Below are 25,697 nucleotides of genomic sequence, written 5' to 3' on the forward strand. Positions count from 1 at the left end.
TGGATGCACGTCCTACAGGGGGGAAGCATGAAAAAGGTGCTGTGCGTAGCTGGGGCTGTAGCAATCTTTTTTTGGTGCACCGCTGAGCAGGCCCAGGCCGACTCGGATCTGCTTCGCCAGATCGGCCGAGCCATCCAAGGCACGCCGAAGGTGGTCAGCGAGAGGTCGCGGAGCCCTTACCTTGAGCCGCCCGGGACCTACTGGGACCTGGATCAGGAAGGCTTGGAAGGGGTTCAACACCTGCGGGCCGGGGTGACGGCTGTCGGAGGCGGGGGCGTGGACACCTGCGACATGCAGCTGCTCGCCATGGCCCATTCGTCGTATCGCATCGACGCCGACAAGCGCCAATGGTGCCTGAGGCAATGGTGGCTGATGGACACGAAGGCCCAGGGCGCCAACGGCATCTCAGGCGATGATCCGGCTGCCATCGAGCGCCGTTATGGCCCGGCTTTCGACGCGCGCCTGCAGCGCTTCATGGCCATCCGACGGTTTGCCGTTCGTCCCACGTTTCAAGCCCTGGGCGATGTCGCCTACCGAGCCGACCGTGGGGTGCTGGAGGGATTCATCCCCATGCCTCAGGTGTCCGCGGCCGGGCAAAGCGTCACCGGCAAGGGCTTTGTGCCGTGGGTCCACCGCACCGCCGGAGGGGTGTCCAGTCCACCGAACGCCGGCCGCTTCCACCTGCTGGTCCGAATGGACACCCAAGAGGCCGCCAATCTCGCACGACAAGGTCGCAGCTACCGAGACGATCTGGTGGTGTTCTCCGTGAACCGGGTCTGGGTGGAGGGCACGGCGCCAAAAATGGACGTGACGATAGAGAGGGTTCGGCTCGGATACCGCGACGAAACCATCGACGTTGATTTGACCCATACGCAAGGAGCTCCTGCATGAAAGCATCCCTCGTTTCCCTCGCCCTGATCACCGCTGGGTTGGCTGCTTGCAGCAGCAAGGCGGATTTGCCCACCGTTGAACAAGTTGCCCATGCTTACGAGGCGCATACGAATGCCAACCTCTCCAGAGAAATGGGCCAACGAATCGAGGTCCGGGGGTGGAAAGACCTCACCGCGGATTGCACCTCAAGTGGTCCTCAGCGGGCCACGTGCGTGACCGGTGGGACGTTGGACGTGGTCGGGTTCCAGGGCGGCCAGCAGTTGAAACCCGATCCCGTTCCCGTGCCGCCGGCCTACGACTTCGTCTTTGAGAAGCAACCCACCGGCTGGGTGCCGGCCGGAGCCCAGAAGAAGGGCTGACCTTGCCAAGGGGCGGAATCGCGCTATGCATTGAGGAAACACCACTTCAAGGAGGTCCCATGTCTTACAACGCTCACCACACCCCCGGCGGTCACATGCAGTGGGGCTTGTTGGCCCCCGCCACTGTGATCCTTGGGGGAGCGGGCTTGCTGTTTCTTGCCGGGGCCCAAGAGATCGGCCAGAACGTGGGCTACGGCTGGCAGGCCGGCCTGGCAGTCGCTGGTGGGGCAGCCGTGCTGCTCCTGCTGGCCTTGCTCTACCTTCCGCTGCAGCGCAGCGTTCTGGAGGCAGTGGAGCAGGGCGCGGTGAATGCGCGCATTTCCACCGCGGAGGCGGTGCGCCAGATCATCCGTGACTACGTCGAAGGACAACTGCTACGGAACCACGTTCGGGGCAGCCGCCATGGCTGACCGCCGCCCACCACCGCCTGGAAGTCTGAGCGCCGAGCTGATTCACGCGTGCGTCGATGGAAGTCTTTTCCGCGCTCTACAGGCCCTGCGGCAGGGCGCCAACCCCAACGCGTGGCGCCTCAACGAAGGTCCTGCGCTCCATTCCGCACTTGCCTGGCCCCGCATCGTCGAAGCCCTCCTGCAAGCTGGTGCGCACCCTCAAGAGAGGAACCACTGGTGCGAGCGCCCGCTGGAAAAGCTTGCGGCTGACTACCAGTTGAGCGACGACGCCGACGAGCGCAGCCGACTTGAGCAGACGGCGTTGCTGCTGTTGCGGCTGGGCGGCAACCCTCACCGGGGCAGTCCGTTCTGGAACACGCCATCGCTGAAGGCGGCGATGCCGCACGTGGTGGCCACGGTGGTAGCCGAACGACGCGCGGTCCACCTGGAGCAGGCATGGGCAGTCCGGGGAAGCGTCAGTGCAAAGCGGGCAAGGCTGTAGAGCCGACGCCCCAACGCCGCCACCGGTCGCTGCGCGCCGGTTTCTGTAGAAGCAGCGGTGGAAAAGAGCAGGTGACGCCTTCGGCGCGACAAGTGATGTTAGGAAAAACTGCGGCCTTAGCTCCGCAGTTTTTACTTTTAGTCAAGATTTTGTCCACTAAGGCCGTGGACAAATTTCCACGGTGATCTACTTTGAATTCATAGGGAGGCAATAGCGCCGACCAACAATCAAAGGGGTTTGTAAATGAGCACCAAGACCTACACCTACGCCGAAGCAATCCGGGTTGCCCGCAAAGAAGGCGTCGTCAAGCTGGAGGAAGGCGTCTATCTGCGTTCCCGGAAATCGATCCTTTCCAACACTTACGATTACTGCCCCTACAGCGGTTCATACGGAACCGATCTCTACGATTACAAGAACGAGTTTGTGGACTTCAGGCAGGCTCCGTTCTGGATCACTACCGACTACCGCCCGGGCCCTTACGTCTGTGAGGTCCAGCCCGTCTTCGAAGAAAACGACCTGTTTTACGTTTTCGAATTGCTCGCATACTGCGAGCTCGCAGAAAGCGAGTAAAGCCACAACGCTTTTCCCGCCGACTTAAACTGGAACCGCCGACATGACCCTTTCTCTTCTCGCCATCGCTGCCCCCATCGCCCTTCCGTTTAGCGTCTGGTTGGCCCAGCGCCTTGAACGCTACGTCGATCGTGCCCTTTGGGCGCACTGAGGGAAACACCATGACCACGCGTGCCGCCCGCCACCGCTATTACGCATACGAGCGCCGCGATGGCTCTGTGTGTTACCTGCCAAAGCTGTTGCACGAGGGGATTCAGCGCTACCCACGAACGATTGCGCACTACCACCTGGTGCATTGGCTGCCCACTTCGACAACGGCAGGCACCGTCTAGCCGTTGAGGTGAAGACCAGCCGGTGCAGCGAAGACGAACTCCAGCGAGGCGTCTATCAAGCGGTGAAATACCGCGCCGTTCTCCGGGCCGAGCAGAAGGCGATCCGTCACGTGCCCAACGGGGAGGCGGTGCTGGTATGCACGCGCGCTCCGAACACGGAAACTCGAGCACTCATCAAACGCCTGCAGGTGCGGTTCCAGCAAGTGCCGCTGGAGGCGGAGCAAGAATGAAGCCTGAGGAACTGGAGCAACGTATTCGCCAAATCGATGGATTCGTTCGGGTCCTCACGCAGGAGTGCCACATCCTCGACGAGCGCCGGCACATTTTGTCCCCGCTCATTCAAGACCCCGAGATCCAAGCGGGGCTGAAAGCCAAGCTGGACAAGACGCAGGGTGCCAATGCTTGGAACCACCTGGCGCCGCTTCTTGGACAAGACCTGGTGCGCGATCAGTCACGGCTTTTTCTGGATAACGATTCGCGGTCCGGTAGCCTGACCAACCTCTGGCGAAAGCTTCAAGCAGATCCCGCGATCAAGGAGCACTACCGGGAGCGCTACGGTCGCATCTTCGATCACTTCCACGACGAACCGATCAGTGACCTGCCGCCCGAAAGCTCGGCTGTTTTCCAGGAGAAGTTCAGACAGAGCGATCGGGACGAGAACTACTCGCGCTTCGATAGCGGTTGGGAAAAGGTCTCCAATGAAATGGTGATACTTTCGGCTGATCCCGTGGCAGCGAAAATCAAGACCCTCCGGGACAAGCACCACGCCCACCTGGAAATGCGCAAGCTGGACGAGGAGCCTGGCGCGTTTGACATCAACACGCTTGGGTTGACCTTCAATGAGTTCCTGGCTTTTGGCGATCGTTGCCAAGCCACCGTGGCAGAGCTGGGACTGCTGCTGACCGGGACCAGCTGGGATCCACAGCAATACGCATCGGTTCACGAAGCCCAGGGCAAGGCGATGTGGAAAACCTTGGCTGGGGTTTGACTTCGAGGCACAACAGCGAAGAGCCCAGAAGCCGCCGCAGGTGGTCACGCTTCGTAAACGTTTGGGTCGGTTCCGCAGTGATGACGGCGGTTCTGGAACACCTGGCCCACCTGGCCTGAGGGGCAGGCGATCGGCCGGTTCTCGCTCCACTCCTGGCACGGCGGCACCGTGCTTGTTGGCGGTGGCGGCGTGACCGGCGGTGAAGTGGGCGGAGCCGGAGGCGTCACGCTCACCGGGGGAGCGGGCGGCGTGACCGGTGGGGGCGTCGTGGGCGGAACGCTGGGCGGCGGCGCGGTTGGGGGCGACACCGGCGTGGAAGGTGGCACCGGTCCCACAGGCCCCACCGGGGTTCCCACGGGCGGAGAAACGGGTGGGGTGACCGAGGGCGTGGCGGGCGGCAACACCAGCGGCGCCCCGGTCCATTCGCCCCCCAGCAATCCGCTGTGGTAGACGAAGACCACGCGCGATTTGTCAGCGCAGGTGCGGCCCAGCAATCCCACGTCGAGCTGGCCGCCGGTGTTTCGAATCACCGACACGTCCGATACCTGAGCGTCCCACACCCCGCCCGCGTTGGCCGCGACTAGGTCCACGCACGCTTGACGAGGAAGGCCGGCGTAGCTCACGGAAAACGAATCACCGAAGCGATCGACCGTGTAGGGCTGGACGTTTACCGCCCCGCCCCACGCGTTGGTCAAGACGCTTTCCCCGATGCCGAGTTGGGATTCGGGGGCCAGGCCATCGACCACCACGGCGGTGGTGCTCACCCCGCGGAACGTTCCCACCACCCCAAAACTGTTTTCGATACGACGGGACAGCTCGCGCAGGTTGCGCGTCTCGCTGCCCACCTTGGCCTTTGCATCGACCTGGCCAAAGAACAGGAACATCGCGCCCGTGGCGGCGGTCACGGCCCCGAGCGCAAGCAAGGCCTCGGTGAGGGTGAAGCCCAGCGCGCTGCGCACGCCCTTGGAAAGGCGGGTGAGGGTGGGCGAACAACGGGGGCGGGTTGTGTGCGTCATGCACTCAGCATGCGATGCACCTGGGATTCCGCAAGCCCCTGTTTTTAGTCAAAAAAAGATCGATTTTTCATCTTGACATTGCTCGGCGATCTGGTCGCATGAGGTCAAGTGAGTGGGGCGACCTACTCACGAACGTAGCTCCAAACAACCCAAGAGACCGCCACCATGATTGAAAGCCCCGCCAACTTGTCCCGCCTTATTGCTGGCCTTCCTTTCGCGCACATCCCTCCCACGGTTCCCGCGTTCCTGCCCGAAGGCAAGCTTCGCCGGCAAGCCCGCCTGGCGCGCGAGCAACGCCACTTCGAGCGCCAGCTGCGCAAGGAGCTGAAATGGAAATGACCACAGACCGGCGTGCTCAACGGCTTCTGGATGCCATCGAGCACCGCAACCCACAGGCTTTGAAGAGAACCATTGCGGCCATCCGCGAGGCACGTCTGAAGGCGTGGAGGGGCCTGACGGCTTTCCCGTCCTTGGACCACCCGGTGGGGCCCAACGGAATCACCGCTTTCCACGTCGCTTGCATGGCGTGGCACGTGAACCAGGATGACCCGGCCAAGCGACAGTGCTACGACAAGATGGCTGGAATGCTGGCTGAAGCCGGAGCGGACGTGTTCGCGGAGTTCGGTCCGGCAAAACAACGCTGGACGATCATCGAAGCACTGCATGGCGCTGCGCCACCGTCTGTCAAAGCATGGATGGCCTCTCAGCCGTTCGATCTGCATTGCTCGGCGTCAAACACCGCCCACACGCTGCGGTGGGACTGCCGTCGTCCAGCCGCCTTGTCGGAAGGATAGAAAATAATCCAAGGGCTGAACGGCCCGAAAGGGTTGCAAAAACATGCACTTGCGCTATGGCAGCGTCGGGGTAGATTCGATAGGAACCCCTATCTACTCACGAAAGGATGTCCTATGCGACTGTGCAACTTCTCACTCAAGGGTGGCGTCGGCCGCACGACGCTGGCCCTGAATCTAGCCGGGTGCTATGCCCGTGACCCCAGCCTGCGTGTGCTGGTCAATGACCGGGACCCCCAAGGCGGGGCCTGCGCGTTTGCCTCACTGTCGGACGAAACACCGTTCAGTGTCGGGCGATCGCGCTCCCCTGGCTTCGACGTGGAGATCACCGACACCCCGCCGCGTCTGCCGGACAACGAGGTGATTCCCGAGGCGGACCTCTACCTGGTGCCGACGTTGCTCGACGGGGCCAGCTTCCTCATCTTCCTGCGAACCGTGGATGTTCTTGAAAAGAAGGGAAAGCGTTACCTGCCCATCGCCAACCGGGCCAACGAGAGGCGGGCAGCCCATCGACGTCGCCTGGAGCACCCCAAGATGTCGGGCGCCATGCTGGTGCGGGATCGTGCGTTGTTTGCGGACTGCTACGAGGAGGGAAAGACCGTGTTCGACGCCAACGGCCGCTGGGCCCGGGTGGCCCAGGAGGAGATCCACGCCTTGGCGGTCCGGGTGCGCGACATCCTGGCTGCTGGTGCAGGCCGGAGGGCTGCGGCATGATGGAGCTTCCCTTGGTTTCCCTCCCAGATCCACTCATGGCCACTCGCAAAGCTCCTGCCAAGAAGGCTGCCACCAAGAAGGCCGCGGCGAAGAAGGCGGCCAAGCGCACGTTGGACGACGTCAAGGACGTGACCCATGCCAAGCCCCGCCGGGCCAGCAAAGCAGACAGCCTGCCTGTTGCCCACATCCCGGAGCATTTGTTGCTGGGGCCGGGCGACTACCCGGAGCGCAAGTCCTACTTTGACTACGACGACAGCCAGAAGGCGGGCAGCGTCGGAGGAAAGCGGGTTCACATGGTCATGCCCCGATCGGTCACCCTCCATGACTACCGCCGTCGGGAGGACGGGCTGCGCCACCACCGGGCCATGGTGACCATCCCGCCAAAACTCCGCGAGAACATCGCCAAGCTGTTTGGCTTCGACGATTCGGAAGGCGCCGGCAGTGAAGTCGCGTTGACGACCGCCATGGTGGCGTTGGCCGACTACGCCGCGGCGTCGCTCATCCAGGATAAGACGCTGTTGATCGTGAGCTCGCCCGAGGACGAACACGCGGAGGACCGCAAGGCCGCCAGGGTGGCGGTGCGGAATCTGGGGATGAGCAAGAACGGAAAGATCTACTGACCCTCACAAACAGGGGAACGAAGAAAGCGGCCATAGCCGCTTTCTTGTAGCTGTGGATCAGCCCGTGGGCAGAACAAAAGCAGCTAAAAAAGCGTCCCCTGGCGGGAGCAGGCATACGCCTACGGCGCGGAGAACCGTTGATTGAACTTCCGGATCCACGCGGAGGGCGTTTCTATCATGAGCAATGGTTCGATTTGTCCGATCAGCCGGAGCTTTGGGTCGGCTCATTGGGGAAGGCTGGCAACCTCCAGTTCGGACGATTCATTGCCCGCCAGTCGCCGCCGCAGGGCCTCTTTGGACATCTTGGGCGGAGCGTCCAGCGAGAGCTCCTTTCCGTCCAGCGAACGGTAGAACGGATCGTCCACCCCCGCGCTGACGTAAACGACCAGGTCCGGCCCGATGGTTAACAGGCCTGCATCGAACAACGCGTGGATGTCCTTCCGTAGCAGTAAGCCATTGCTCAAAGCATTGGTGGCTGCCCCGTTGTAGGGGACGATGTGAGCGGCGTCGATGACGCTTGCCAAGGCGGTCCCGGTGACCATGCACACGGCTCCGTAGTGAGCGACTATGCGTTTACGAAACTCGGCTTGGCCCTCTCGGATCACCCGAAGGACTTGTTCCACCCGCTTGCCCTCGGCCACGACGGCTTCCGCCGCCGGGGGCAGTGCCTGTTCCACTGCCAACCGCCCGCTCTCTTCCAGCACTCCCAGGAGTGCTTGGATGGCATCGTATCCAAGCAGCTCTGCCGCCGGGCGCAGCTGTGGGTCAATGCCGGATCGGTGTCGGATGTGGGCCAACAGGAGGGCGGCGTCTTCGAGGTAAGTGAGCTTCTCTCGGCGCATGCTCCAAAGCTGGTTCAGTTCGTCCAAGCCCCAGGTGTTCAGCGCCAACTGGACCTCACCGCTGCTCATCCGGCGGGCGAGGTTGCCCTTGGCTAGGTTCTGCCGGACCAAGTATTCCTTAAGCTCGGGCGGATCGGTCAGCTCATCGTCATCGATGGCAAACAGGCTTCTGTAGGTCCGCGTGGCGGCTTGGCTCTTCTCTTCGTGGCGTCGTCGTTGTTTCTCCGCCCGCCACTTGGCGATGCGTTCCTTTTCGCTTTCCATGCCGGATGGTGTTCGAGGTTGGGTGCGAAGCTAATGGTAGTGGATCACGGCCGCTGAGAGCGGCCTTGCACTTTCCGCTGGCGGGCCTCCAACCACGACGACGCTAGATCGTCCACATCGGCCTGCATGGCTGCCCGCTCCCCGGGCAACCATGCCCTCAGCGTCCCACTTGCCACGCCCGCGTCTCGCTTCGCCAAACGCCGCCTTGCTTCCAACCACTGGGCCTTCGTTTCCCCCTCACGTGTGGCTTGACGCTGGGTTCGCATGCGAACCGCGTTGGGCTTGTCGCTGTAAGCCGGGACATGGTCTTTGCCCTGGCTGGGCCAGGGTGTTTCGTGCGCGCCCTGTCGCCGCCATCGGATCTGGCTCAGGCTTGGATATCGGGCCATCCACCGGTTCTCAAAGGTGCGGTCGGGAGGGGGAGCAGTCCCCAAAGGCAGGGGAATGACCAACGCGTGGAGGGCAATCAGTTGCCACACCGCTGATTGAAAAACTTCTTCCGTCACCAGGAAGGCCACCACCTCGGGGTGTTCCAGCCATTCGCCCCGGTGCACGTTGCGCAAGAGCGCGGCCAAGTCGTTCCGCGTGAGATCGGGACGCTGGGCCAGTGGCCAGCTGGAGCGCCTCATCGACGATCTGCGGGAAGAGAACGCGCTGTTTCGCAGTGCGCTCCAAGAGGACCTGCGGCGGTTGCGAGACGAAACGAAGGCGGAGCAGGACAGCGCCATTCAGCGCTACGAAGAAGCGCTTCGCAAGGTCGTGACGGCGGCCCTCTCGCAACCCTCTCCCAAAGGTTCTGGTGCGGCCAAGGTGCCCGCAACCGGACCCATGACTGCTCCACGCACCTAACTTTCCCCCACAGCAGGAGATCCATCCCATGAACCGTTTTTCCGTTCCTCTCACTCTCTGCCTGGCGGCGTTCATGCCGCTTCAGGTTTCCGCCCAGGCTGCCCCTGATGCGGTCCATGCCGCGGAGGACGATGGCAAGCCCAAGGCCGACAAGAAGCGTCTGTTCAAAGCCGGTGGCATCGGTTGCGTGGCTGGCGGAGCCATCGCCTTGCTCACGGGCAAGAAAGACAAGGCCTCCCGTGGCACCGGTTGCTACTCCGGCTGTTCCAGAGCGGTTGCCCGAGGTGGTGGAAGCCCCCGTGGTTGTGCCTGCTCCAGCAGTGCTTCCAGAGCAGGCCGAGCCAGAGCCTGCGATCGAGAAGCCAGAGCCGGTCGCCACTCCCCCGGTAACGACGACAGCGCCAATTGCGCCCCAGCCAATGCCTTCGCCGAAACGTGCGACTGCCCCGTTGCCGAGGAAGGCCCCCGCACCCGCCGCCGAACCGCGGAACGACTGGCAGCAAAAAGCCAACGCAGACCTGGACGCTTGGGCAAAGAAGTCGGGGATCGACTGATCCCCTTGCGCATCCGCGGATTCGATCTAGAAAGAAGTGACCTACTCACGAATAGAGGAGAGACATGTTCAAGTGGCTGTTCACGCAATACCGGGAACCCGGAAAACTTCACTTCGGCTCAAAGTGGCTGAACCTGCACGGGCGCTTGTTCCTCGGCAGCCCTGAATCGTTTGGCATGGGCCACCTGAGCGAAGGCGTCCGCCGCACTTTCTACTACTTGCGCGCCGATCGCAGGCCTCCGGTCAGAGACGACGCCGCGTATGAGGCATGGACCAAGGATCGGCTCTACGCAAGCAAGGTTGAGCAGGTCGCAGAGCGCTGGGTGGCCAAAGCGGGCTTCCTGGCGTGCGCGCCGCTTTGCTTGGTGCTTGCCGTCTTGGCGCATTGGCTTCGTTGATTTGACAGGGGAGGGAAACAGAGATGGCAGCAATCAGTTTATTCAACGTGCTGGACTGGACGAGCGGCTTGGGCCGCAAGTTCCGACGGAAGAGCGGCGAGCCTTCGAGCGTGAAGGAAGAAATCATCGTCAAGTCCAACGAGGAGTATGAAAACCTCGTGGGGCGCTTTGACGTGACCGATCGCGTTCGCAGCCGAGAGCTCGATGTGCCGGAGGCTGATCGGGATTTCGCGAAGGAATGCGGCGCAGTCTGGGACGACAACGCCCAGGTGTTCAAAGTGCCCGAAGGACGCAGCGAGGACGAGTTCCAGGAGTGGTGGCCGAAGGTTCCGGAGGATCTGCGCGACACCCAATCGCGGATCATCACGACGAAGCGTGGGCGGCGTGCCGAGGGCTTCTTGCAGGGCAACGACATGGGGCAGGGCGGCGACAGCCTGGCCACTCCCTTGATGTATCTCGCCTTCCCCGTGATCGGCGTTCTGGCAACCTTCCTGGTGAGCCTGATCGTATCTATGGGTTGGACCAAGCTAGAGGCCGCCTCGACGCTGGAAAGCTTCGTCCGGATTGGTGGGGCAAGCGTGATAGCTCTCATGCTGACCATTCCTTATTTCATTGCCCTCAAGCAAGGCGAGGGCATGAAGGAGGCGCTGAAGGCATTGGTGCTGTTGCAGTGGGTTCCGATGGCGCTTCAGTTCATGGTCGGCGACAGCAAGGGCGGCACCGAGGTGGCAATGCAAGCCGGCGGCATGGCTGTGTATGCCCAGATGGCCAAGACCTACCTGTGGTGGGCCTTTGGCTTGGTCGGCATCCTGTTTGTTGTTTGCTTTGTGGCGGCAGCCTCGCGCCCGCACCGGGGCGTCATTGGCGGGACGGCCGCGCGCTTCATTCAAGCGATGAAGTGGGTGGGCCTCATCTTTGCCGCCTTGGTTGTCGCCAAGGTCCTGCCGTTTGGCTTGGGCGAGGCGGCACCTTACGTGTTGGCCTGCATGTATGCGATGCAATACGCCGAAGGCAACTTTGTCCAAAACGCCGCCCGGCTCTACCTACAGAACAACGACAACAACCTGGCCACCCAGGGGGCGTTGATCAACTCACACGTCAAGGCGCGAGAGCAGCAAGCCGAGGCGGCCCTGCGAGACAAGACCCCGCTGATCACCATTGGGCGCGCCACGGGGCACCTGTCCGACAAGGGCTATGGCTACTCACCCGACTTGGGCACGGTCATGATGATGTCGTGGAGAGACCTGACCCAAGGGTTGATCATCTATGGCGCCATTGGCTCGGGCAAGTCTTACAGCCTCATGCGCCCAGTGGCCCGTCGTTACCGCCGAACGGCTGAGGCCATCGCTCGTAAGCGGGGCAAGAATGGCAAGGCCGGCGGTGCACTCGTCGCTGACGGCAAAGACGGGGCGATCATCTCGGACTTGGAAGGATTGTTCGATATCGTCGTCAAACCCGGGATGCGGGTGGCACCATACGAAGGGTTGGCGCCGGATCAGATCGTGCGGGCATTGCGCGGCGCATCCGGTGGGCGCGTGGACGAGAAATCCAAGCTTTGGACGGATGGTGGTGATGCATTCCTTTACCACACCGGCATCATCCTTCGTGCGCTCGTGGATCACGAGATGGCTTACAGGTCCTGGTGCTCGGCCAAGCTGGAAGGGTTGGAGCGTGCACAGATGAACGCGGAGCTTGAGCTGGTCAAACAGCGCAAGCTGGGCGAGGACGGGGCCGAGACTGAGGCATTGCTCGAGCGGATCGCCGAGCAGATCGCCATCCATCGAATCCCGGTGAGCGACGACAGGCAATGGCATTACACGCCATTCCACCACATCAAGTTGTTGTCCATTGTGGAACGCGTGATTCCCGCCAGCCCCGCGCCTCGTGCCAATGCAAAGCTGATGGAGGTGGTGAAATACTTGGGCCTGGAAGAGGCGGACACGAGCCATGACGAAGAGGGGCGGCTGGCCTATGCGGCCTACCTGCAGCAGCACCGCCTTCGTCAGGACAACGCTCCCGAAACCATCCATCCAGACCTCTTCCGTCCCATGTCTCAGCTGCAGAGCTCGCTGGAATGGGCGTTCCAGGAGATTCCCGCGATGCATCCGGAACAGAGGCAATCGTTCACGCTCAACTCGAGAGGGCTGCTGGAGAAGCTCTTGCGAGGCGAAAAGCTGCGTGACAGCAAGACGGACATGCCTTGGCATTCGATTGAGACGGGCGAGGTGGACGTGTCCGACGCGCTCTATGGAGCCATGGTAGGCCTCTTCTTGCCCCCGACCCAATTCGGTGAAGCGGGTGAAATGATGATGCGCCTGCTCAAACAGCGGGTCATGAATGGAATCAAAGCGCGTGGTGCATTCGGTGACAAGTGGCGTGAAGCACTGCCCGGCCAGACCGAGGTGATGCTAATGATGGACGAGGCCCACCTGCTGTTGACGGCCGATGACATCAACCTGTTCTCCGTTTCGCGCTCGCTGGGGTTGATGCCCGTGCTTGCAACGCAAGGCTTTGAGAGCTTGGTCAACGCCTTTGGGTCGGTCAACGAGGCGGAGCTGATGGCCAACACGATGCAATCGGTGATCGCGCTGAAGTGCTCGCACAACACCCACGAATACCTGGAAAAGCGGTTCGGGCAGGCCACGTTGACCACCTTCAAGCAGCGCACCCGGGGCATCGACTACCAAGGCGGCATGAACAATTGGCGCCACTCAGTGCTCAACGACCCGGACCATGCCTACGCGTCCGCCTACGACAAGATGCGCATGGAAGGGGCCGGGCGATTGACGGCCTCGCGCATCGACGCCGTGACGGGCCGCCGCTGGCGGATTGGATCGGAGGACACGCTGGGCCAAGACGAGATCGCGCGCGACATTGACATGCCCACCGGGGGCAAGCGCGAGGTGCAGCCGCTCTTCCTGCAGGAAGAATACTCCGCCCTTCTTGAGCCCCGTGGTCACGCCATCGTGGCGCTGAACCGTGCCGGCATCAAGCGAATCGATTTGGCGGAGCTGCTGCCCGATGCGGATTGATGCGGATAGGCAAGGGGGCTCGCCCCCCTTGCCAAAGCCACGGATTGATCAACGGTGAACCCATTCACCCCAGCGGAGGAAACAAACATGAGCGACACCCTTTCCCAACCCATCGAAGAAATGACCAAGCTGCGAGCACTCCAGGCGCAGCGCAACGAGCGGCTTCTGGGCGATCGCCCACCGCCCCAGAAGGACAGCGCGGCACGGGCGGACTTCGAGCAGAACGTGGTCCAAGACCAAGACGCCATCGAGCAACGCCGACAGCGCGTTCTGGATTGGGCAGAGAAGGCCTCGCCCGATCAGATCGCCGCGCTCCAGGCAAAGATCCAGGAGGCCGACAAAGCCGTTCGTGATGCAAAGCCGGACGACAAGCACGAACAGGTGGTTCATGCGACCGTTGCGCAGTGGCGGCAGCAACGCGGGGCCCAGCGGGAGGAGACCCCTCCCATGTTGACCCGTGAGCAGCGGATGGAGAACGGACCTGGGCGCCTGGGATACGCCGATTACGCCCGCAGTTCGTTGAAGGAGGCGGCTTTCATGAAGGACTACGCTGCCAATTACGATTGGGAGAAGCACCAGAAGCAGGCCCAACCGAACGTCTTCCGACAGTAATTTTTCATCGATGTTCAAATCTGCCCGGTTCTGCGCAGAATCGGGCATTTTTGCGTCTTGACGTCCAGTTTGATGGTGCTTTACTGGTTTTGTAAAGAGTAGGTAGACCTACTCATAAAGCCAAAAGGAGAGCCACCATGTCCACGTTGTTCAATGCCCTCAAAGACTTCGCTTTCGAAAACGCGGTTCCACTGCTGACCAGCTTGTTCCTGCTGACCGCGGCCTTCGCAGCGGCTGTTCTCGTCTACCCCCCGGCCGTTCCGGTTCTGCTCAAAGTGGTGGCCATGGCGGTGGCGGGCTTTGTGACCATCGGGGTGGTGGTCCAGAGTTCCTTCCGGTGAGCAGCCGGCGCTGGCTCAAGCTGCGTGCAAGGTGCAGGAAGCGTTGGCGCCGGTTTGACTGGGAGGGGTTTGATTTCTGGTTCTACCCCGCGCTGATGTTCTACATGTTGGGCTGGATCGTCTTTGGCCCACCCGACAGCGTTTAGCGATCGGGTCAGTAGTCCGGTAACGAAGCCGGGGCAGTCTGTAAAACTGCTGGTTCACTCCCCTGCAGGTTCAAGTCCTGCCTGACCCACCATTTCTGCGTGTTGGCTTGACGGCCAGCGATTCAACGCTACAACCATGGGGATGGACACCCAAGAATCCCTGTTGCTCCTCTTGCGTCCCCTGGGCCTCCAACGAGCGGAGGCCTTGGCGGGCGCGCTCGCGCGCGAAGCCGGCGCATCCAAAGGCCTTCACGATTCGCAAGTGTTGGCGCGTGCCCACGCCCTGAGCGTTGCCCCTGTTGAGGGTCGGTTGGGCGATCTGGTTTGGCAGGTGCGCCAGCGCGAGCACGATGGGGCACCGCAAGTGGACCTGCGCTGGGGCTTGCATCGCATGGGGTTCGACGCGCCCAAGCGGGCCTCCACCCGGGATCTGGTCCGTGCTTACGAGAGACGCTTGGCAGACCGTGACGAGCCGATGGTTTACAGCACCTTGGCAGAGAGGGTGCCCGTTCGAACTCGTGCGGGACGATTTGTAGCAAGCAAATGGTTGCGGATAGGGGCAGTGTCCCAGTCAAAGCTGCCGTGCGGTTCGCCCAGGGCTCAACCCTTGCCGGGTGCCAGTGACGGTTAACGCCGGTGGTGCCCACCCGGGCCTGTCGCTATCGCGCCGAAGGCGGAGTTATTCACTTCCAAACGGGCTTTTAGATTTTAGAAGCCGGCGCGAAGCGACCGGCAGCTGCGTGCGGGTGTGCGGCAATTTCTTTGTCATCCGCGAGTGACGCCGATGGCGAAGAGTGATCTTCTCGGAGACGTAACAAGCACCCGTGACGTGCCCGGCAGCGTTGCGCCTTCCCAGCCGGTCCGATACTGGCGCCGCGCCGTTCTTGCCGGTGCATTCGTTTTTGGCTTGGCCTACGTGGGGAGCATGGGCGTTGCCTGGCTCTTGCCGAATCCCGATGGCTCGCTCATCCGCTTCGCCGATGCTTTGAAAGGTGGTCTGGTGGACTACGTCAAAGAACACCCCGACGCCAGCCACGACGAGGCCTGCAAGGCCACTCGCAAAAAGAAGGAAGAACCGCCGTTCGAGCAGGTGGTCAAGGACTGGCAGCAAACCTTCGCCAACATTGCTAAGGAAAGGCCTGATCTGGTTCCGACCACCCAGTCGCTCAAGCAGACCCAAGGTCAGCACCTGGACCCGCATACCTTTGACGAGGTCTTGCAGCGCATGCACGAGAACGAGGCGATGTTCTGCGAGCATGACCTGGTCCGGGAACTGGGGATGGAATTCGCTGGTCAGAAGGACGCCAATCAAATCCTTCAAATGGTGAAGGAGTTCACCGAGCAGGACGACCTGGTGCGCGTGAAAGCCGAACACCTCCACGAAGACGATCGGGGCAATCGGTTGGCGCGCAAGCACAGGGAGGATCGCTTCTGCGCCACCTGGATGGTCGAATGGGAAGTCGAGATCATCCGTCGCTCGAAGGAGCGGGAGAACGAGACGGACCTGAAGCTGTTCCGCTCCACCGTAGACCGGGAGATCGCCGCGTATGAGAAGCAAAAGGGGTTCACCCTTACCGAAGAGCAGAAGGCTGCCATTGGTCATTTGACCCATGGAACCGCAGGTGTCGGCGTTATGTCGGGGTTGGCCGGGACCGGCAAGACCACCGTGGCTGAGGTCTACAAGCAGTGCTTCGAAGCCGAAGGGAAGCGGTTGATGGGGCTGGCAGTCGGTGGCAAGGCCGCCAAGAAGCTTGAAGAAGAGTCCGGCATGCCCTGCATGTCCGTGGCGAAGTTCTTTTCCCAGGTGCGTCAGGGCAAAGTGGCGCTGACGAAGAGAGATGTGGTGGTGCTCGATGAAGCCGGCATGGTGGCCACCGATGACACCCTGAAGCTGATGACCTACTGCCAGGGGGTGGGTGCCAAGCTTGTCATGCAGGGAGACAGTGACCAGCTTCAGCCCATCGCCGCGGGCAACGGCTTTGAGCTGGCGAAGATGGCCCTGGGCGACACGAAGCTGACCGAGATCCGCCGGCAGAAGAACGCCGGTGACCTGATCACTGCCAACAGCTTCTACGAGCGGGACCACCAGGGGAAGGTCAAGGACATGCGCCGCGGGCACCGCAGCCGCCAAGGCACCATCGACATGGGCACAGAAATTCTGGAGAACCTCAAGCAACGCAACTGCATCGACGACTTCGGAACGGAAAGACAGGCCATCAAGGCGTTGGTGGACGATTACTTGAAAGACAAAACGCCGATGGACGAGAAGCTGGTCTTGGCCCACACGCGCTCTGAAGTCAAAGCCCTCACCATGGGCATCCGGAAGGGGCTCCAGGAGCAAGGCGTGCTGGACAAAGAGGAGTTCACCTTCCGATCGATCGTGAAAGGGCAATGGGAGGACCTGACGCTCTCACGCCGCGACCGTGTGATGTTCACGGCGACCAACAACGATTTGGGCGTCATCAACGGCACCGAGGGCACGGTGGAGAGCATCCGGAAGGACAAATCCGGTGGCTACGACCTGGTGGTGCGCATCGACTCTTCGAACCCGAAAGAGGACGGGCGCATCCTGAAGTTCAACACCAGCGAGCACAACGCCTTGGCCCACCGGTATGCCATGACCGTCCACAAGGCGCAAGGACAGGGAAAATCCGAGGTTTACCACTTGGCCACGAACATGGGCATGCTCGACCAGCAGTCGGCCTTGGTGGCGTTCACCCGCCTCACCAAGGGCAGCTACCGCATGTATACGACCGACGAGATGATGGAGCGCATGGCCGAACGGCTGGGAACCGAACGGCACAAGGAAATGGCGCTGAGCGTGGGACTGTCCAGCAAGCAGGCGGACCCGGTGCGCAACCTGGTCCAAGAAGTGGAAGCGCTGCTGGCCGGGTTGAAATCCGAAACCGAGGTGCCAATCTCGAACGCGGAACGGCGCGAGATGAGGCTTACCCGGTGACGCATCGGGCCAGCGCCAACACGCTGATCACCACCACTACCCATGGCCACCACCCCACGCGTTCGGGGGGGGGCTTTCACCGGTGTTCCCAGCTGCCACCGCCGTTGGTGGGCCAACCCGCGCACGTGGGCCGTGGCCCGCCGGTGCGGGTTGACCACGATCCCCGGTGGCTTGGCGTAGATGCGCCATCCCTCCCGGGAGGCCTTCACCCGCCACGCCTGCTCATACGCCTCGGTTTCCGCCCGGGTGGCTGTCACCACCTCCAGCGCATGGAACCGGAAGGGACGGTGCCAGCCGCCTTTGGGGGAGCGGTGCTGCTTCTCCCGCTGCTGCGGGTTCGAGCTTTGACCAACGTAGCATCCCCCGTCGTCGAACAACAGGGCGTAAAGGGTGCGGGGCAGGGCGTGATACTTCTCGCTGCGTCCCAGGTTGTGGCGATGGGTCATGCTCTCTCCGTGAGTAAAACGACCCACTCACGAATAGATCAGAATTTGAAGTTGGCAAGCCCGCTGCGAAGGACGTGAGGGGCCACACGTCGCTTGCGTGTAATCTCTTCGCAGTTCATGGCGAGCATGGGGCGTGCGAGTGACCTTTAAGTTCCCGGTTGGACCTTCCAAGGGGCGTTGCAACATATGCGGGCAGGATACCGACCTGACCGAAAACCACGTGCCGCCCAAGGCGTGGGCTCAAGGCATCGCTCTGAGGGTGTCCAGCGTCGCCGACGCAATCAGTGGAGAGAAGAAGCCGCGGTCCCACAAGATGCCCAATGGTGTTTGCTTTAGGAGCATCTGCAGGACCTGCAACGGCTCGGTGCTTTCTCGATACGACAAGGCGCTTGTATCGATGAGCCGGGAGGTAACGGAGATCTTGCGCGATCGAAGCAAGGTCACCTACTACCAGAGCATCCGCATCCAGCCGCAGCTTGTGGCAAGGGGAGTTCTGGGCCACATGTCATCGGTGGGCTTGAATCGCTACGAAGAACGCCACAGCCAGCACCTGTTCGATGACCGGTCAGATCTTCTACGCCAGGTTCGGCTTCACTACTGGGTGTATCCCTACAGCGGGAGAACGGTTCTTCGCGACTTCGGGCTTTGTGTATTGGGAGGGAAGGGCAGTTCGGCGGTGTATGTCCTGAAGGCCTATCCGCTTGCCTTTGCAATGGTCTGGAACAGGGAGTTCCAGTTCGAGGACTGGCAGCCACGGAGCTTCGATCCGTTCGCTGGGTTCGAACCAGACCAAGAGGCGAGCCTTCCGCTGGAGTTCGTGGGCCTGCCAGGACAGGTTTGGCCAGAGCACGTCCAGGGAAGCACTATCGCGCTTTTACACTCCGATGGAGCCTTCGTGGCGAAGGAGAAAAGACGGGGCTAGGTTCAGGCGATTTCGACTCTTCCGGAGCAGAGGCGCTGCGGATAGCAGCAGCGCTCCAAAGAAAAGCCCGGGCTCGACCCGGGCTTTTCATATCGGCCAACGGGGAGCATGGCTCACCGCGCGTTGACTTCAGTGTGAGGTGAGGATCGCTCTTGCGCAGATCTCGGTGGTCGCGTCATACATCGCCTTCAGGACCCTGCTGAGGACCTTTAAGCATTTTGAGGTGCTTTTCTTGGTATTGTTTTTGCTATTGCTATTGATAGTGGTGCTGCGATTCTCTGTATAGATTTTCTTCACGTTCTTTTCCTTTTCTGTGTTGTGGTTGCATTTGGTGTCGTAAATACTCTTGGTGTTTGAAATCCAGTCGATAGCTATGGCCAGGACTGTCGCAGTTGTCAGCAGGGTTGCGACCACCCAGATAAGGGGCTGTTCGGCAGCCCATCCTCCGAATGAGGGAGCGGATTGTAGTGATGTCTTCTCCTGATTTCCACTGCAATAACTCTTAATAGTTAAACAACTTCGCTCTTGCTGCGAACAAGGGCCCGAGGGGCCCTTGCCGAGATACGATCACCTCCTTCTCGCTACTGACATTCGTTACCAACCGATGGCCCAGGCTGCGCCCACGGCGGTGTCCTGCCCACTGCGGGAAACCCCAATCGAGAAAGCCGATGGGGATCCGCGTGGGGTGGTCACGTCACGGGTGTAGCCGATGGAAATGGCGGCTTGACCGCTGCAGCCACCGACACCTACGGCCAAGCGGTTGCGGTTCTCACCGTGGATCGCCGACGTCGATGTGGCCATTTGGGCGTTTGCTTGGGCCATGGCGCACACACCGCTCACCCGTTTGTCGAGCTGGCGGAAACGGCGGTCCGTCAGGTTCCAGCGGTCGTCTTGCTGGCGTTGGTATTCCCACAGCTGGCCACCGTTGATCGCGTCGGTAGACCCGGGAGCGATCGCTCCTGCAGCCACCCCGGTTACCCGCTGGTTGCCGGCGTTGATCCCGGATCGGGTGACCGATGGACCGCCCTGGACAGTGAAGCCGTCGCTGTTGTGGATGGTTCTGGCGACCTGGATCGAGCCCTGCTCGGACAGCTCAACGGTGTCTTTCAGTCCAACGGTTTGCGTGCCGTTCCCGTTGTCTGTGACTTCAATGTTGGCCCCGGCCACCGCGGTGCTGCTTCCGCCATCCTTGCCGTCTTTACCGTCCTGGCCTGCGGGACCTTGCGGACCGGTCGGACCTTGCGGGCCCTGCGGGCCGGTGGCGCCACCACCGCCGCCAGGGTTCTGCTCCAGTTGGTGGACGCGCCCGTCGAGATCATAGATAGCGCCGGCCACGGTGGTGTAGTTGTTCCCGCTGCTCAGCTGGTAGTTCGGCGCCACGATCACACCGTTCACTACGGTAGCGCCAGCTCCCAAGGTTTCCACGGCGGTGCGCAGTTGGCTGACGGCCACGGCGTCGTTGTCCGCTCTGCCCAAGGCAACCTGGGTCAAACGACGGTTGCCGAACGCTGCGGTCTCTTCTTCATCGCACGTAGTGTTGGCGCCCACGGCCACGCATCCCCTTGCGTTGGCCACGGCCCGTGGCCCCAATACCACGCTTTCCGTGGCGTTGGCCGTGGCCAACGCGCCGAGGGCAGCAGAGTAGGGCGCAAACGCCTGGGCCCACGGGCCCACGGCGGTGCCGGCCTCGCCGGCAGCGCCAGCGCCGTAACCGTAGGAGCCCGCGAAGTCGGCAGTGGCGTTGGCACCGGGCCCCACGGCGGATGCGCCTTCGCCCTCGGTCTGGGATGCGGCGCCCAGCGCCAGGTTGTTAACGCCTTGCGCAGTCGCCCCGCTGCCGAAAGCCGCTCCACCGTTTTCATCGGCTCTTGCGGTTGGGCCTACAGCGGTCCCACTAGCTCCAGGCGAACGGGCATTAGAGCCGATGGCCACACTGGAGATTCCGCTGGCTAGGCTGTGCCCGCCGATGGCCACCGCAAAGTCGCCGGTGGCTTGCGCTTGGGGGCCGACAGCGACGGCGTAAACCGCGAACGCCTTTGCGCGCGAGCCAATGGCGAGCGCATTTGAGCCCTGCGCTTCGCTCAAGAAACCCAGAGCGGTGGTGTGGCATCCGCGTGCGGTGGCGCGATTGCCCAACGCGGTGGCTCCCACGCACTCTCCCGGAACGCCATTTTCATCCACCATTGTCCCGCCATCGGCGAGGGCGTCTGCCCCGATGGTCGTGGCCCCTATGGTCAACGATTGAGCGCGGTCGCCCACTGCGGTGGTATCGGGTTTGTTGGCAACGGCGCCGTTGCCCATTTGAACCTGGGCCTGCGCCGTGCCTGCAAAGAGGCCCGCCAGCAAAGCGCAGTGGATGAGGGAGCGTTTCATGGGATGGCCTCCTGGGATATGAAATGAGTGATCGTGTGCACTCACGAATAGATCAGATCCTGGAATGCGCAAGCCCCCCCAACGAAACTTCCCGGCACAACGGTAGGAGGAGCCGTTGCGCCGGGAAGCGGTGGGGCCGACTTTTCCCCACCCCTGTTCTTCTACGTCAGGGAAAAGATTCCGCAAGCCCCCCTTGCGCGTTTTCGATTCTCCGCTTGCATGGGTGCATCGCTCATGTGAGTAAGGAGGCCTACTCATGTTTCAATGCTTGTTGCTAGCGCTCGCATTGGCCAGCGCCCCCATCCTGGTCCACGCTCACGTGCCAGCCACCGATTCCGTTGAGGTCCACGGGAAGAAGCCAGGGTTCTTCAAACGCCTGTTCCATCGTCACAAGGACGCCCCGCAGTGGGACGGTGTCCACCCTGAGCTTCGCTCAACGCTGGAACGGATCGCCTTGCAGATGAAGGGCGAGGGCTACGACCTGCGGCTGATGGAGGGCTACCGGTCTAAACAGCGCCAGGCCGCGCTGCTCGCCAGCCAAAAGGGCGTGACCCAGGTGGGGCCAGGCAGCAGTTGCCACAACCACGGTTGGGCCGCAGACATGGTCATCTACAAGCGCGGGCGCCCTTCTTGGGACCTGAAGGACGAGCAGGTGCGGCAGGGCTACCAACGATTCGGTGAGCTGGCCCAGCAGGCGGGATTGAGGTGGGGTGGGGCTTGGAAGAGCTTCAAGGACATGCCCCACGTCGAGATGCGCAGCGAGTGCCTGGCAGCCATTCGTGGCGGATCTGCCCCCCGCCGATCAATGCAAACAGTGATTGCCAAGGCGGAGTCGGTCTCTGACGCACCGAAGGCACCTCGGGGGGCCTGGAGCGGCGATTCCGAGCTGGCGCCGGACTGGACGTGCGAGTCCGTGCTTTGCAGTGTGTCGTGGGCGACGGTGAGCCGGCCATGGAGCTATGGCGCAAGGTTGGCGCTGAAAGGGCTCCAGGCAAAACCGTTTGCTGCGGCGTCCTGTCCCATGACCCCAATCGCCCTGAGACGCACATGAGAAAGCGGTCCACCGGATTGCTTCCCTTTTCGGCGGAGAGTGAGGGCGAGCGGGTCATCTGCCCTGATCGCGCCGGTTTGGAGGGGATCGAGAATGGCGCTTCCAAGGGCGGCAAAAATGGCTGGATCCGTTGCACCGCAAGGGGTATGCTCGTCGCGGGCACATTCCAGGGCACCTCCCAGATTGGTGAAACCCAAGCCGCCCAAGGGGTGAGGGCACTTCTCAAGGAAGTCCCACTCTCTCCGCCAAGAAGTTCAGAGGAGCCCCTGGAAGCAGGGGCTTTTTTGTTTCTACGGTCCTTGCTGACCAGCCATCCGGCCACTATGGTCAGGTGAACGAATAAATCGATGCATTCCTCTGGCAACAGGGAATTACTTCATTCAAGGACGGTAATCGTTCCGGGTGCACAAGCGCTGACGTTGGCGCCGGGCAATTTGAATGTGCCAGACACCCGCGTTAGGCTTCGGATGCCCAAGGAGGGCGACCAACGGAGTCATGGCATGAAGATTGGATTCAAGCTTTCTGTTGCTGTTGCGGCCTGTGCGTTGACCTTTGGAATCGGTAGCGCCACGGCGAAAGCCCCCGGTCCTTGTTCCGTCTGCGAAGTCCAATACATTGCATGCGAGGCTTCAGGTACAGACTTGAGCATCTGTACCCGGAACTATATGCAATGCTTGCGTCTGAACGGCTGCATTATCCCGTAGTAGGGCGCGGCGGGGACGTGTGGGGACCTTGCGATACCCTGCAACCTTGCCACCCTCCAGACAAAAGCCTCGGTCCTGCCGGGGCTTTTTCGTTTCCGGAAACGCCATGGCGCGGAGGGAGCGGGATGCATTCATCCCCGACGCCCACCCTTCGGCTTGTTGTGGCACAACGGGTAGCTCGAGCACGACCGGAAGGCCCCGTGCGGTCCATTGCGGTCCACGAACACGCCCACCCTGCACACTGGGCAGCGCTCTTCGTGGAGGGCCGCGCCTGAAATCGCGGTCACTTCCACTGCCCCGTCCTTCACCAGCTCATCCAGGAACGGCGAGTGCTTGCCCTGCAGGGTGAACATCGCCACCGACCGTCGCGCACGCGTCAGCGCGACATAGAACAACCGCCGTTCTTCGCTCAGCGGATAGGTATCCCCATCCGGCATTGCCAGCGAAAGCACCGGGTCATCCGCGCGCAGGCTCGGGAAGCTGCGGTTGATCATGCCCGGCAGGATCACGTAGTCCGCCTCGCGCCCCTTCGATCGATGTGCGGTCAGGAACTCGACGTCCATCGTGCTGCCGAAGGCCGTCTTCCAGTCCGAAGGCACTGCGCCACGATCCGCGCGATACCGTCCCAGAACAAAGACCGTCACGCGCCCGTTGCGGCCCTGCGCAACCGCACCCGCCAGCAGCTGCTGATGCAGCTTGGCGAGGTACTGGCGAACGCCATCCTGCACCTCCTCACGCCGGTTCATCTGGAACGCCTGCAGCACTGGGCCCATTGCCGGCGCAGCAGAGCGAACTGCTTTGGCGATCTGCGCGGGGTTGCGGCTGATGAAGCGGCTGGACACATCGCACAGTGCCTGCGGGCAACGGAACGTCTGCTCCAGTTTCAGCACCTGGCCATGGCCCATCCACTCCCGGAATCCGGTCATCACCGAAACGTCGGCACCGGCGAAGCGATTGATCGACTGCCAGTCATCGCCCACCGCGAACAGATGGCGGCCCGGTTGGCTGACCAATGCACGACAGAGGCGCGCACGGGCGCGCGATGCATCCTGGAACTCATCGGCCATCACCAGTTCGTAGGGTGATTCATAGTGGCCCTGCTCCAGCAGGCCGGCCGCCATGTTGAGCATGTCCTCGAAGTCGATGCTGCGCTCGTCAGCCAGCGCATTGTCCCAGGCCTGGAAAACCGGCCCGGCGATCTCCAGGAAGCGCCGGTAGCGTTCCTTGAACTGATCCTCGGGCATCTGCCGCAGGCGTGCCGCCATATCGTCCAGCGTCAGGCAGTTGCTCTTGGCATGGGCAATGAAGGTGCGCATCAGGCCGATCAGGTCCGCGTCCGGCATCGGCTTGGCGCCCTGGTCAGGCAGCTCGCGATCCGGGTTCGGGTCGAGCTCGACATCAGATGCGCCAAGCCGCTCCGCAAGATCCTGAAGGGCCTGTCCACTGCGCAGGCCAAACGACGTCGTCTCGACCAGGGCGGTGCCGCGCGCCACATGCTGCTGGCGCTTCCAGTGCATCCCTTCGCTGTAGTTGGCAAAGTGCTTAGGCGGCTGGCCATCGGCATCCAGCGCAAAGTGCTCGTGATACAGCTGGGCGTCCGGATAGTAGAAGTCCGGACGATACTGGCGGTGGGTGTCTGTCGCGGTATCGAACTCGTAGCGTCGTTCGTAGTCGTACGCCACGCCGTTGTAGAACAGCCAGTCGGCGATGACGCACTCTTCCAGGCTCTTCACCCGCTCACCCTGCAGGGTACGGATGTAGGGCGTGCCATCGCGGTCGTAGCCATCGGCCATCATGTCGGCACCAAATGGCGGAAGGTCGCGCCCGAACACCAGGCGGAACATGTCCCACTGGGTGCGGAAGTGGGTCGAGCGGTCCTTCAGGTCGTCCACCAGTTCGGCCAGCTTGTTGAAGCCCAGCGTCGCGTCGACCGCCCATTCCGGGATATCGGGCTTGCGCCCTGTCGCTTTGGCAATGATGGCCAGGCCGAGGGCATGGAAGGTCCGGGCTTCCACCACGGTGTCGCCCATGCCGAGCCGGTCGAAGCATCGCTGTGCGCGCTCCTCCAGCTCCTGGGCGGCGTCCTTGTTGAAGGCGAGCATCACGATCCGTTCGGGTTCGACAAAGCCGCGATCGATGGCATAAGCGGCCTTGGCGACCATTGTGGAGGTCTTGCCAGAGCCGGCCGCGGCCACGACCTGCACCCGGTTGTCGAAGCAGATGACGGCGCGGGCCTGTTCCTCGGTCAGGGGCTTGCTCTCGACCCGGTCCAGGAAGTCCTTGGCCAGCACGCGCTCACGCATTGCCATGGTCGCGTTGGCCTCGGCCCATACAGTCGGCCAATCCAGCTGCCAGTCGTGCAGGGCGTCCAGCGCAGCACGATGACTGTGCGAATGCAGGTCGCCATGCACGTTCTCATCAAGGAACAGTTGCTCCAACTCCGGCGGCTGCAGGGGCAGGGAGGAGCGCTCGGCCAGCAGCGTCTGCTGCTGCTCGTGGGTGATCCAGCGGCGGCCGGCACTGCCGCGGTCGATGAGCGCATCTGCAGCGCTCAACCACGCCTGGACCTGCTGCAGGATCGTGTCAAACAGGGCCTTGCGCCCCCGTGTGGTGCGCGCAAAACGCACCTGCTGCAGCGCCGCCGCAAGCCGGAACGCCTGCGCGTTGGCAAGCCCATCCACCGACAGCCGCACGGCGCTTCCTGCCTGCAGCTCGACCCGCGACCAGAAAAGCCCTGGAATGACCTGCACGCCGTGATCGTCGTCCACGCGTTGCCGGTATTGCTGACCGGCGATGTTCAGCTCGATGTTTTCGCCATCCAGCCGCAGCCACCAGTGTGGCGAACGAGTCACACGTTGGCCCCAGGTCGAGGGGCGCCATTCCATAGACATCCAGGTACTGCCTTGCAAGCGTCAACTGGGCATGTAGAGCCCCTAAGCCCGCATGATAAGGGGCCTTGACGTTGCATGTGGTCTTTCACGCGCAGCCAGGGCGCGTCCGGATGCCGTCTATCGCAGCGCATCCAACAGCCAG

At 62.2% G+C, this 25,697-nt stretch carries 24 protein-coding genes, 1 tRNA gene and 1 pseudogene; 20 read left to right on the top strand and 6 right to left on the bottom strand.

Going from position 1 to position 25,697, the window contains the following annotated elements; all coding sequences use genetic code 11:
- Positions 1–27: 27 nt before the first annotated feature.
- From BKE09_RS19990 to BKE09_RS20020, 7 genes are all read left to right on the top strand, one after another.
- On the top strand, positions 28–891 hold the full coding sequence (locus tag BKE09_RS19990; protein ID WP_049463041.1) for a hypothetical protein: 864 nt from the start codon (positions 28–30) through the stop codon (positions 889–891).
- Entirely contained in the window at positions 888–1,250 is a 363-nt protein-coding gene (locus BKE09_RS19995; RefSeq protein ID WP_049462993.1) for a hypothetical protein, read from the top strand. The genes BKE09_RS19990 and BKE09_RS19995 overlap by 4 nt, the downstream gene beginning before the upstream one ends.
- A 59-nt stretch (positions 1,251–1,309) precedes the next feature.
- The gene (locus tag BKE09_RS23775; RefSeq protein WP_240502952.1) at positions 1,310–1,660 is read left to right on the top strand and encodes a hypothetical protein; all 351 of its coding nucleotides are present in this window, start codon (positions 1,310–1,312) and stop codon (positions 1,658–1,660) included.
- Positions 1,653–2,141 carry a hypothetical protein gene (locus BKE09_RS23430; protein ID WP_139319694.1) on the top strand — a complete coding sequence of 163 codons (489 nt, stop codon included), beginning with the start codon at positions 1,653–1,655 and terminating at the stop codon, positions 2,139–2,141. Before BKE09_RS23775 ends, BKE09_RS23430 begins: the two co-directional genes overlap by 8 nt.
- Positions 2,142–2,384: 243 nt before the next feature.
- A complete protein-coding gene (locus BKE09_RS20010; RefSeq protein ID WP_049462999.1) occupies positions 2,385–2,711 on the top strand; it encodes a hypothetical protein in 327 nt (108 codons plus the stop codon).
- 340 nt (positions 2,712–3,051) lie between these two features.
- Positions 3,052–3,273 (top strand): hypothetical protein, encoded by a 222-nt coding sequence (locus BKE09_RS20015; RefSeq protein WP_240502953.1) that lies wholly within the window; start codon positions 3,052–3,054, stop codon positions 3,271–3,273.
- On the top strand, positions 3,270–4,031 hold the full coding sequence (locus tag BKE09_RS20020; protein WP_083663128.1) for a hypothetical protein: 762 nt from the start codon (positions 3,270–3,272) through the stop codon (positions 4,029–4,031). The genes BKE09_RS20015 and BKE09_RS20020 overlap by 4 nt, the downstream gene beginning before the upstream one ends.
- A 44-nt stretch (positions 4,032–4,075) precedes the next feature.
- On the opposite strand, the gene BKE09_RS23660 is transcribed toward BKE09_RS20020, so the two are convergent.
- Complete coding sequence (locus BKE09_RS23660) at positions 4,076–5,047, bottom strand: type 4 pilus major pilin (protein ID WP_075677523.1); 972 nt, start codon at positions 5,045–5,047, stop codon at positions 4,076–4,078.
- A gap of 165 nt (positions 5,048–5,212) precedes the next feature.
- Between BKE09_RS23660 and BKE09_RS23575 the strand changes: the two genes are divergently transcribed.
- The 4 genes from BKE09_RS23575 (at position 5,213) to BKE09_RS20040 (ending at position 7,172) form a co-directional block, all read left to right on the top strand.
- Positions 5,213–5,386 carry a hypothetical protein gene (locus BKE09_RS23575; protein ID WP_156476632.1) on the top strand — a complete coding sequence of 58 codons (174 nt, stop codon included), beginning with the start codon at positions 5,213–5,215 and terminating at the stop codon, positions 5,384–5,386.
- On the top strand, positions 5,377–5,841 hold the full coding sequence (locus BKE09_RS20030; protein ID WP_049430686.1) for a hypothetical protein: 465 nt from the start codon (positions 5,377–5,379) through the stop codon (positions 5,839–5,841). The genes BKE09_RS23575 and BKE09_RS20030 overlap by 10 nt, the downstream gene beginning before the upstream one ends.
- 114 nt (positions 5,842–5,955) lie before the next feature.
- Positions 5,956–6,552, top strand: a complete 597-nt coding sequence (locus BKE09_RS20035) for a ParA family protein (protein ID WP_049463003.1) — start codon at positions 5,956–5,958, stop codon at positions 6,550–6,552.
- Positions 6,553–6,587: 35 nt separating this feature from the next.
- A complete protein-coding gene (locus tag BKE09_RS20040) occupies positions 6,588–7,172 on the top strand; it encodes a hypothetical protein (RefSeq protein ID WP_235646490.1) in 585 nt (194 codons plus the stop codon).
- A 224-nt stretch (positions 7,173–7,396) separates the two neighbouring features.
- Here BKE09_RS20040 and BKE09_RS20045 read toward each other — a convergent pair whose 3' ends face one another.
- Positions 7,397–8,278, bottom strand: coding sequence for an HNH endonuclease signature motif containing protein (locus BKE09_RS20045; protein ID WP_075677525.1), 882 nt, complete (start codon positions 8,276–8,278; stop codon positions 7,397–7,399).
- A 555-nt stretch (positions 8,279–8,833) separates the two neighbouring features.
- Here BKE09_RS20045 and BKE09_RS20055 point away from each other — a divergent pair.
- From BKE09_RS20055 to BKE09_RS20100, 7 genes are all read left to right on the top strand, one after another.
- Positions 8,834–9,127 (top strand): hypothetical protein, encoded by a 294-nt coding sequence (locus tag BKE09_RS20055; RefSeq protein WP_240502954.1) that lies wholly within the window; start codon positions 8,834–8,836, stop codon positions 9,125–9,127.
- Between the two features lie 618 nt (positions 9,128–9,745).
- Complete coding sequence (locus tag BKE09_RS20070) at positions 9,746–10,078, top strand: hypothetical protein (RefSeq protein ID WP_006375352.1); 333 nt, start codon at positions 9,746–9,748, stop codon at positions 10,076–10,078.
- A gap of 23 nt (positions 10,079–10,101) precedes the next feature.
- Positions 10,102–13,110, top strand: coding sequence for a TraM recognition domain-containing protein (locus tag BKE09_RS20075; protein ID WP_075677527.1), 3,009 nt, complete (start codon positions 10,102–10,104; stop codon positions 13,108–13,110).
- An 87-nt stretch (positions 13,111–13,197) separates the two neighbouring features.
- Positions 13,198–13,722, top strand: a complete 525-nt coding sequence (locus BKE09_RS20080) for a hypothetical protein (RefSeq protein WP_075677529.1) — start codon at positions 13,198–13,200, stop codon at positions 13,720–13,722.
- A gap of 137 nt (positions 13,723–13,859) precedes the next feature.
- Positions 13,860–14,063 carry a hypothetical protein gene (locus tag BKE09_RS20085; RefSeq protein WP_005410159.1) on the top strand — a complete coding sequence of 68 codons (204 nt, stop codon included), beginning with the start codon at positions 13,860–13,862 and terminating at the stop codon, positions 14,061–14,063.
- 151 nt (positions 14,064–14,214) lie between these two features.
- Positions 14,215–14,301: transfer RNA gene (locus BKE09_RS20090), tRNA-Tyr, on the top strand.
- A 692-nt stretch (positions 14,302–14,993) separates the two neighbouring features.
- Complete coding sequence (locus BKE09_RS20100) at positions 14,994–17,168, top strand: AAA family ATPase (RefSeq protein WP_240502955.1); 2,175 nt, start codon at positions 14,994–14,996, stop codon at positions 17,166–17,168.
- A gap of 272 nt (positions 17,169–17,440) precedes the next feature.
- Here the strand turns inward: BKE09_RS20100 and BKE09_RS23780 are convergent.
- Positions 17,441–17,614 (bottom strand): annotated as a pseudogene (locus BKE09_RS23780) (GIY-YIG nuclease family protein); the annotation flags it as partial.
- A 139-nt stretch (positions 17,615–17,753) separates the two neighbouring features.
- On the opposite strand from BKE09_RS23780, the gene BKE09_RS20110 reads away from it, so the two are divergent.
- Complete coding sequence (locus BKE09_RS20110; protein ID WP_139319695.1) at positions 17,754–18,536, top strand: hypothetical protein; 783 nt, start codon at positions 17,754–17,756, stop codon at positions 18,534–18,536.
- A 129-nt stretch (positions 18,537–18,665) separates the two neighbouring features.
- Here the strand turns inward: BKE09_RS20110 and BKE09_RS23670 are convergent, their stop codons facing one another.
- Together BKE09_RS23670 and BKE09_RS20115 are read right to left on the bottom strand one after the other, a co-directional pair.
- Positions 18,666–18,950 carry a hypothetical protein gene (locus BKE09_RS23670; RefSeq protein WP_139319696.1) on the bottom strand — a complete coding sequence of 95 codons (285 nt, stop codon included), beginning with the start codon at positions 18,948–18,950 and terminating at the stop codon, positions 18,666–18,668.
- Positions 18,951–19,130: 180 nt separating this feature from the next.
- A complete protein-coding gene (locus BKE09_RS20115) occupies positions 19,131–20,909 on the bottom strand; it encodes an adhesin (protein WP_049463013.1) in 1,779 nt (592 codons plus the stop codon).
- A gap of 256 nt (positions 20,910–21,165) precedes the next feature.
- On the opposite strand from BKE09_RS20115, the gene BKE09_RS20120 reads away from it, so the two are divergent.
- The gene (locus tag BKE09_RS20120) at positions 21,166–21,960 is read left to right on the top strand and encodes a M15 family metallopeptidase (RefSeq protein WP_075677533.1); all 795 of its coding nucleotides are present in this window, start codon (positions 21,166–21,168) and stop codon (positions 21,958–21,960) included.
- A gap of 835 nt (positions 21,961–22,795) precedes the next feature.
- On the opposite strand, the gene BKE09_RS20135 is transcribed toward BKE09_RS20120, so the two are convergent.
- Positions 22,796–25,549, bottom strand: a complete 2,754-nt coding sequence (locus BKE09_RS20135) for a UvrD-helicase domain-containing protein (protein WP_075677537.1) — start codon at positions 25,547–25,549, stop codon at positions 22,796–22,798.
- Positions 25,550–25,697 lie beyond the last annotated feature (148 nt).

Source organism: Stenotrophomonas sp. TD3 (assembly GCF_001939825.1).
In the GTDB taxonomy this organism is placed as follows: Bacteria; Pseudomonadota; Gammaproteobacteria; order Xanthomonadales; family Xanthomonadaceae; genus Stenotrophomonas.

Excerpts from the sequence above, each read along its gene's own strand:
- BKE09_RS20135 (WP_075677537.1), bottom strand. The coding sequence starts at position 25,549 with ATGGAATGGCGCCCCTCGACCTGGGGCCAACGTGTGACTCGTTCGCCA.
- BKE09_RS23575 (WP_156476632.1), top strand. The coding sequence starts at position 5,213 with ATGATTGAAAGCCCCGCCAACTTGTCCCGCCTTATTGCTGGCCTTCCT.
- BKE09_RS20035 (WP_049463003.1), top strand. The coding sequence starts at position 5,956 with ATGCGACTGTGCAACTTCTCACTCAAGGGTGGCGTCGGCCGCACGACG.
- BKE09_RS20010 (WP_049462999.1), top strand. The coding sequence starts at position 2,385 with ATGAGCACCAAGACCTACACCTACGCCGAAGCAATCCGGGTTGCCCGC.
- BKE09_RS19990 (WP_049463041.1), top strand. The coding sequence starts at position 28 with ATGAAAAAGGTGCTGTGCGTAGCTGGGGCTGTAGCAATCTTTTTTTGG.
- BKE09_RS23775 (WP_240502952.1), top strand. The coding sequence starts at position 1,310 with ATGTCTTACAACGCTCACCACACCCCCGGCGGTCACATGCAGTGGGGC.
- BKE09_RS20080 (WP_075677529.1), top strand. The coding sequence starts at position 13,198 with ATGAGCGACACCCTTTCCCAACCCATCGAAGAAATGACCAAGCTGCGA.
- BKE09_RS20020 (WP_083663128.1), top strand. The coding sequence starts at position 3,270 with ATGAAGCCTGAGGAACTGGAGCAACGTATTCGCCAAATCGATGGATTC.
- BKE09_RS20115 (WP_049463013.1), bottom strand. The coding sequence starts at position 20,909 with ATGAAACGCTCCCTCATCCACTGCGCTTTGCTGGCGGGCCTCTTTGCA.
- BKE09_RS20120 (WP_075677533.1), top strand. The coding sequence starts at position 21,166 with ATGTTTCAATGCTTGTTGCTAGCGCTCGCATTGGCCAGCGCCCCCATC.
- BKE09_RS20045 (WP_075677525.1), bottom strand. The coding sequence starts at position 8,278 with ATGGAAAGCGAAAAGGAACGCATCGCCAAGTGGCGGGCGGAGAAACAA.
- BKE09_RS20075 (WP_075677527.1), top strand. The coding sequence starts at position 10,102 with ATGGCAGCAATCAGTTTATTCAACGTGCTGGACTGGACGAGCGGCTTG.
- BKE09_RS20040 (WP_235646490.1), top strand. The coding sequence starts at position 6,588 with ATGGCCACTCGCAAAGCTCCTGCCAAGAAGGCTGCCACCAAGAAGGCC.
- BKE09_RS20085 (WP_005410159.1), top strand. The coding sequence starts at position 13,860 with ATGTCCACGTTGTTCAATGCCCTCAAAGACTTCGCTTTCGAAAACGCG.
- BKE09_RS23430 (WP_139319694.1), top strand. The coding sequence starts at position 1,653 with ATGGCTGACCGCCGCCCACCACCGCCTGGAAGTCTGAGCGCCGAGCTG.
- BKE09_RS20030 (WP_049430686.1), top strand. The coding sequence starts at position 5,377 with ATGGAAATGACCACAGACCGGCGTGCTCAACGGCTTCTGGATGCCATC.
- BKE09_RS20070 (WP_006375352.1), top strand. The coding sequence starts at position 9,746 with ATGTTCAAGTGGCTGTTCACGCAATACCGGGAACCCGGAAAACTTCAC.
- BKE09_RS23660 (WP_075677523.1), bottom strand. The coding sequence starts at position 5,047 with ATGACGCACACAACCCGCCCCCGTTGTTCGCCCACCCTCACCCGCCTT.
- BKE09_RS19995 (WP_049462993.1), top strand. The coding sequence starts at position 888 with ATGAAAGCATCCCTCGTTTCCCTCGCCCTGATCACCGCTGGGTTGGCT.
- BKE09_RS20100 (WP_240502955.1), top strand. The coding sequence starts at position 14,994 with ATGGCGAAGAGTGATCTTCTCGGAGACGTAACAAGCACCCGTGACGTG.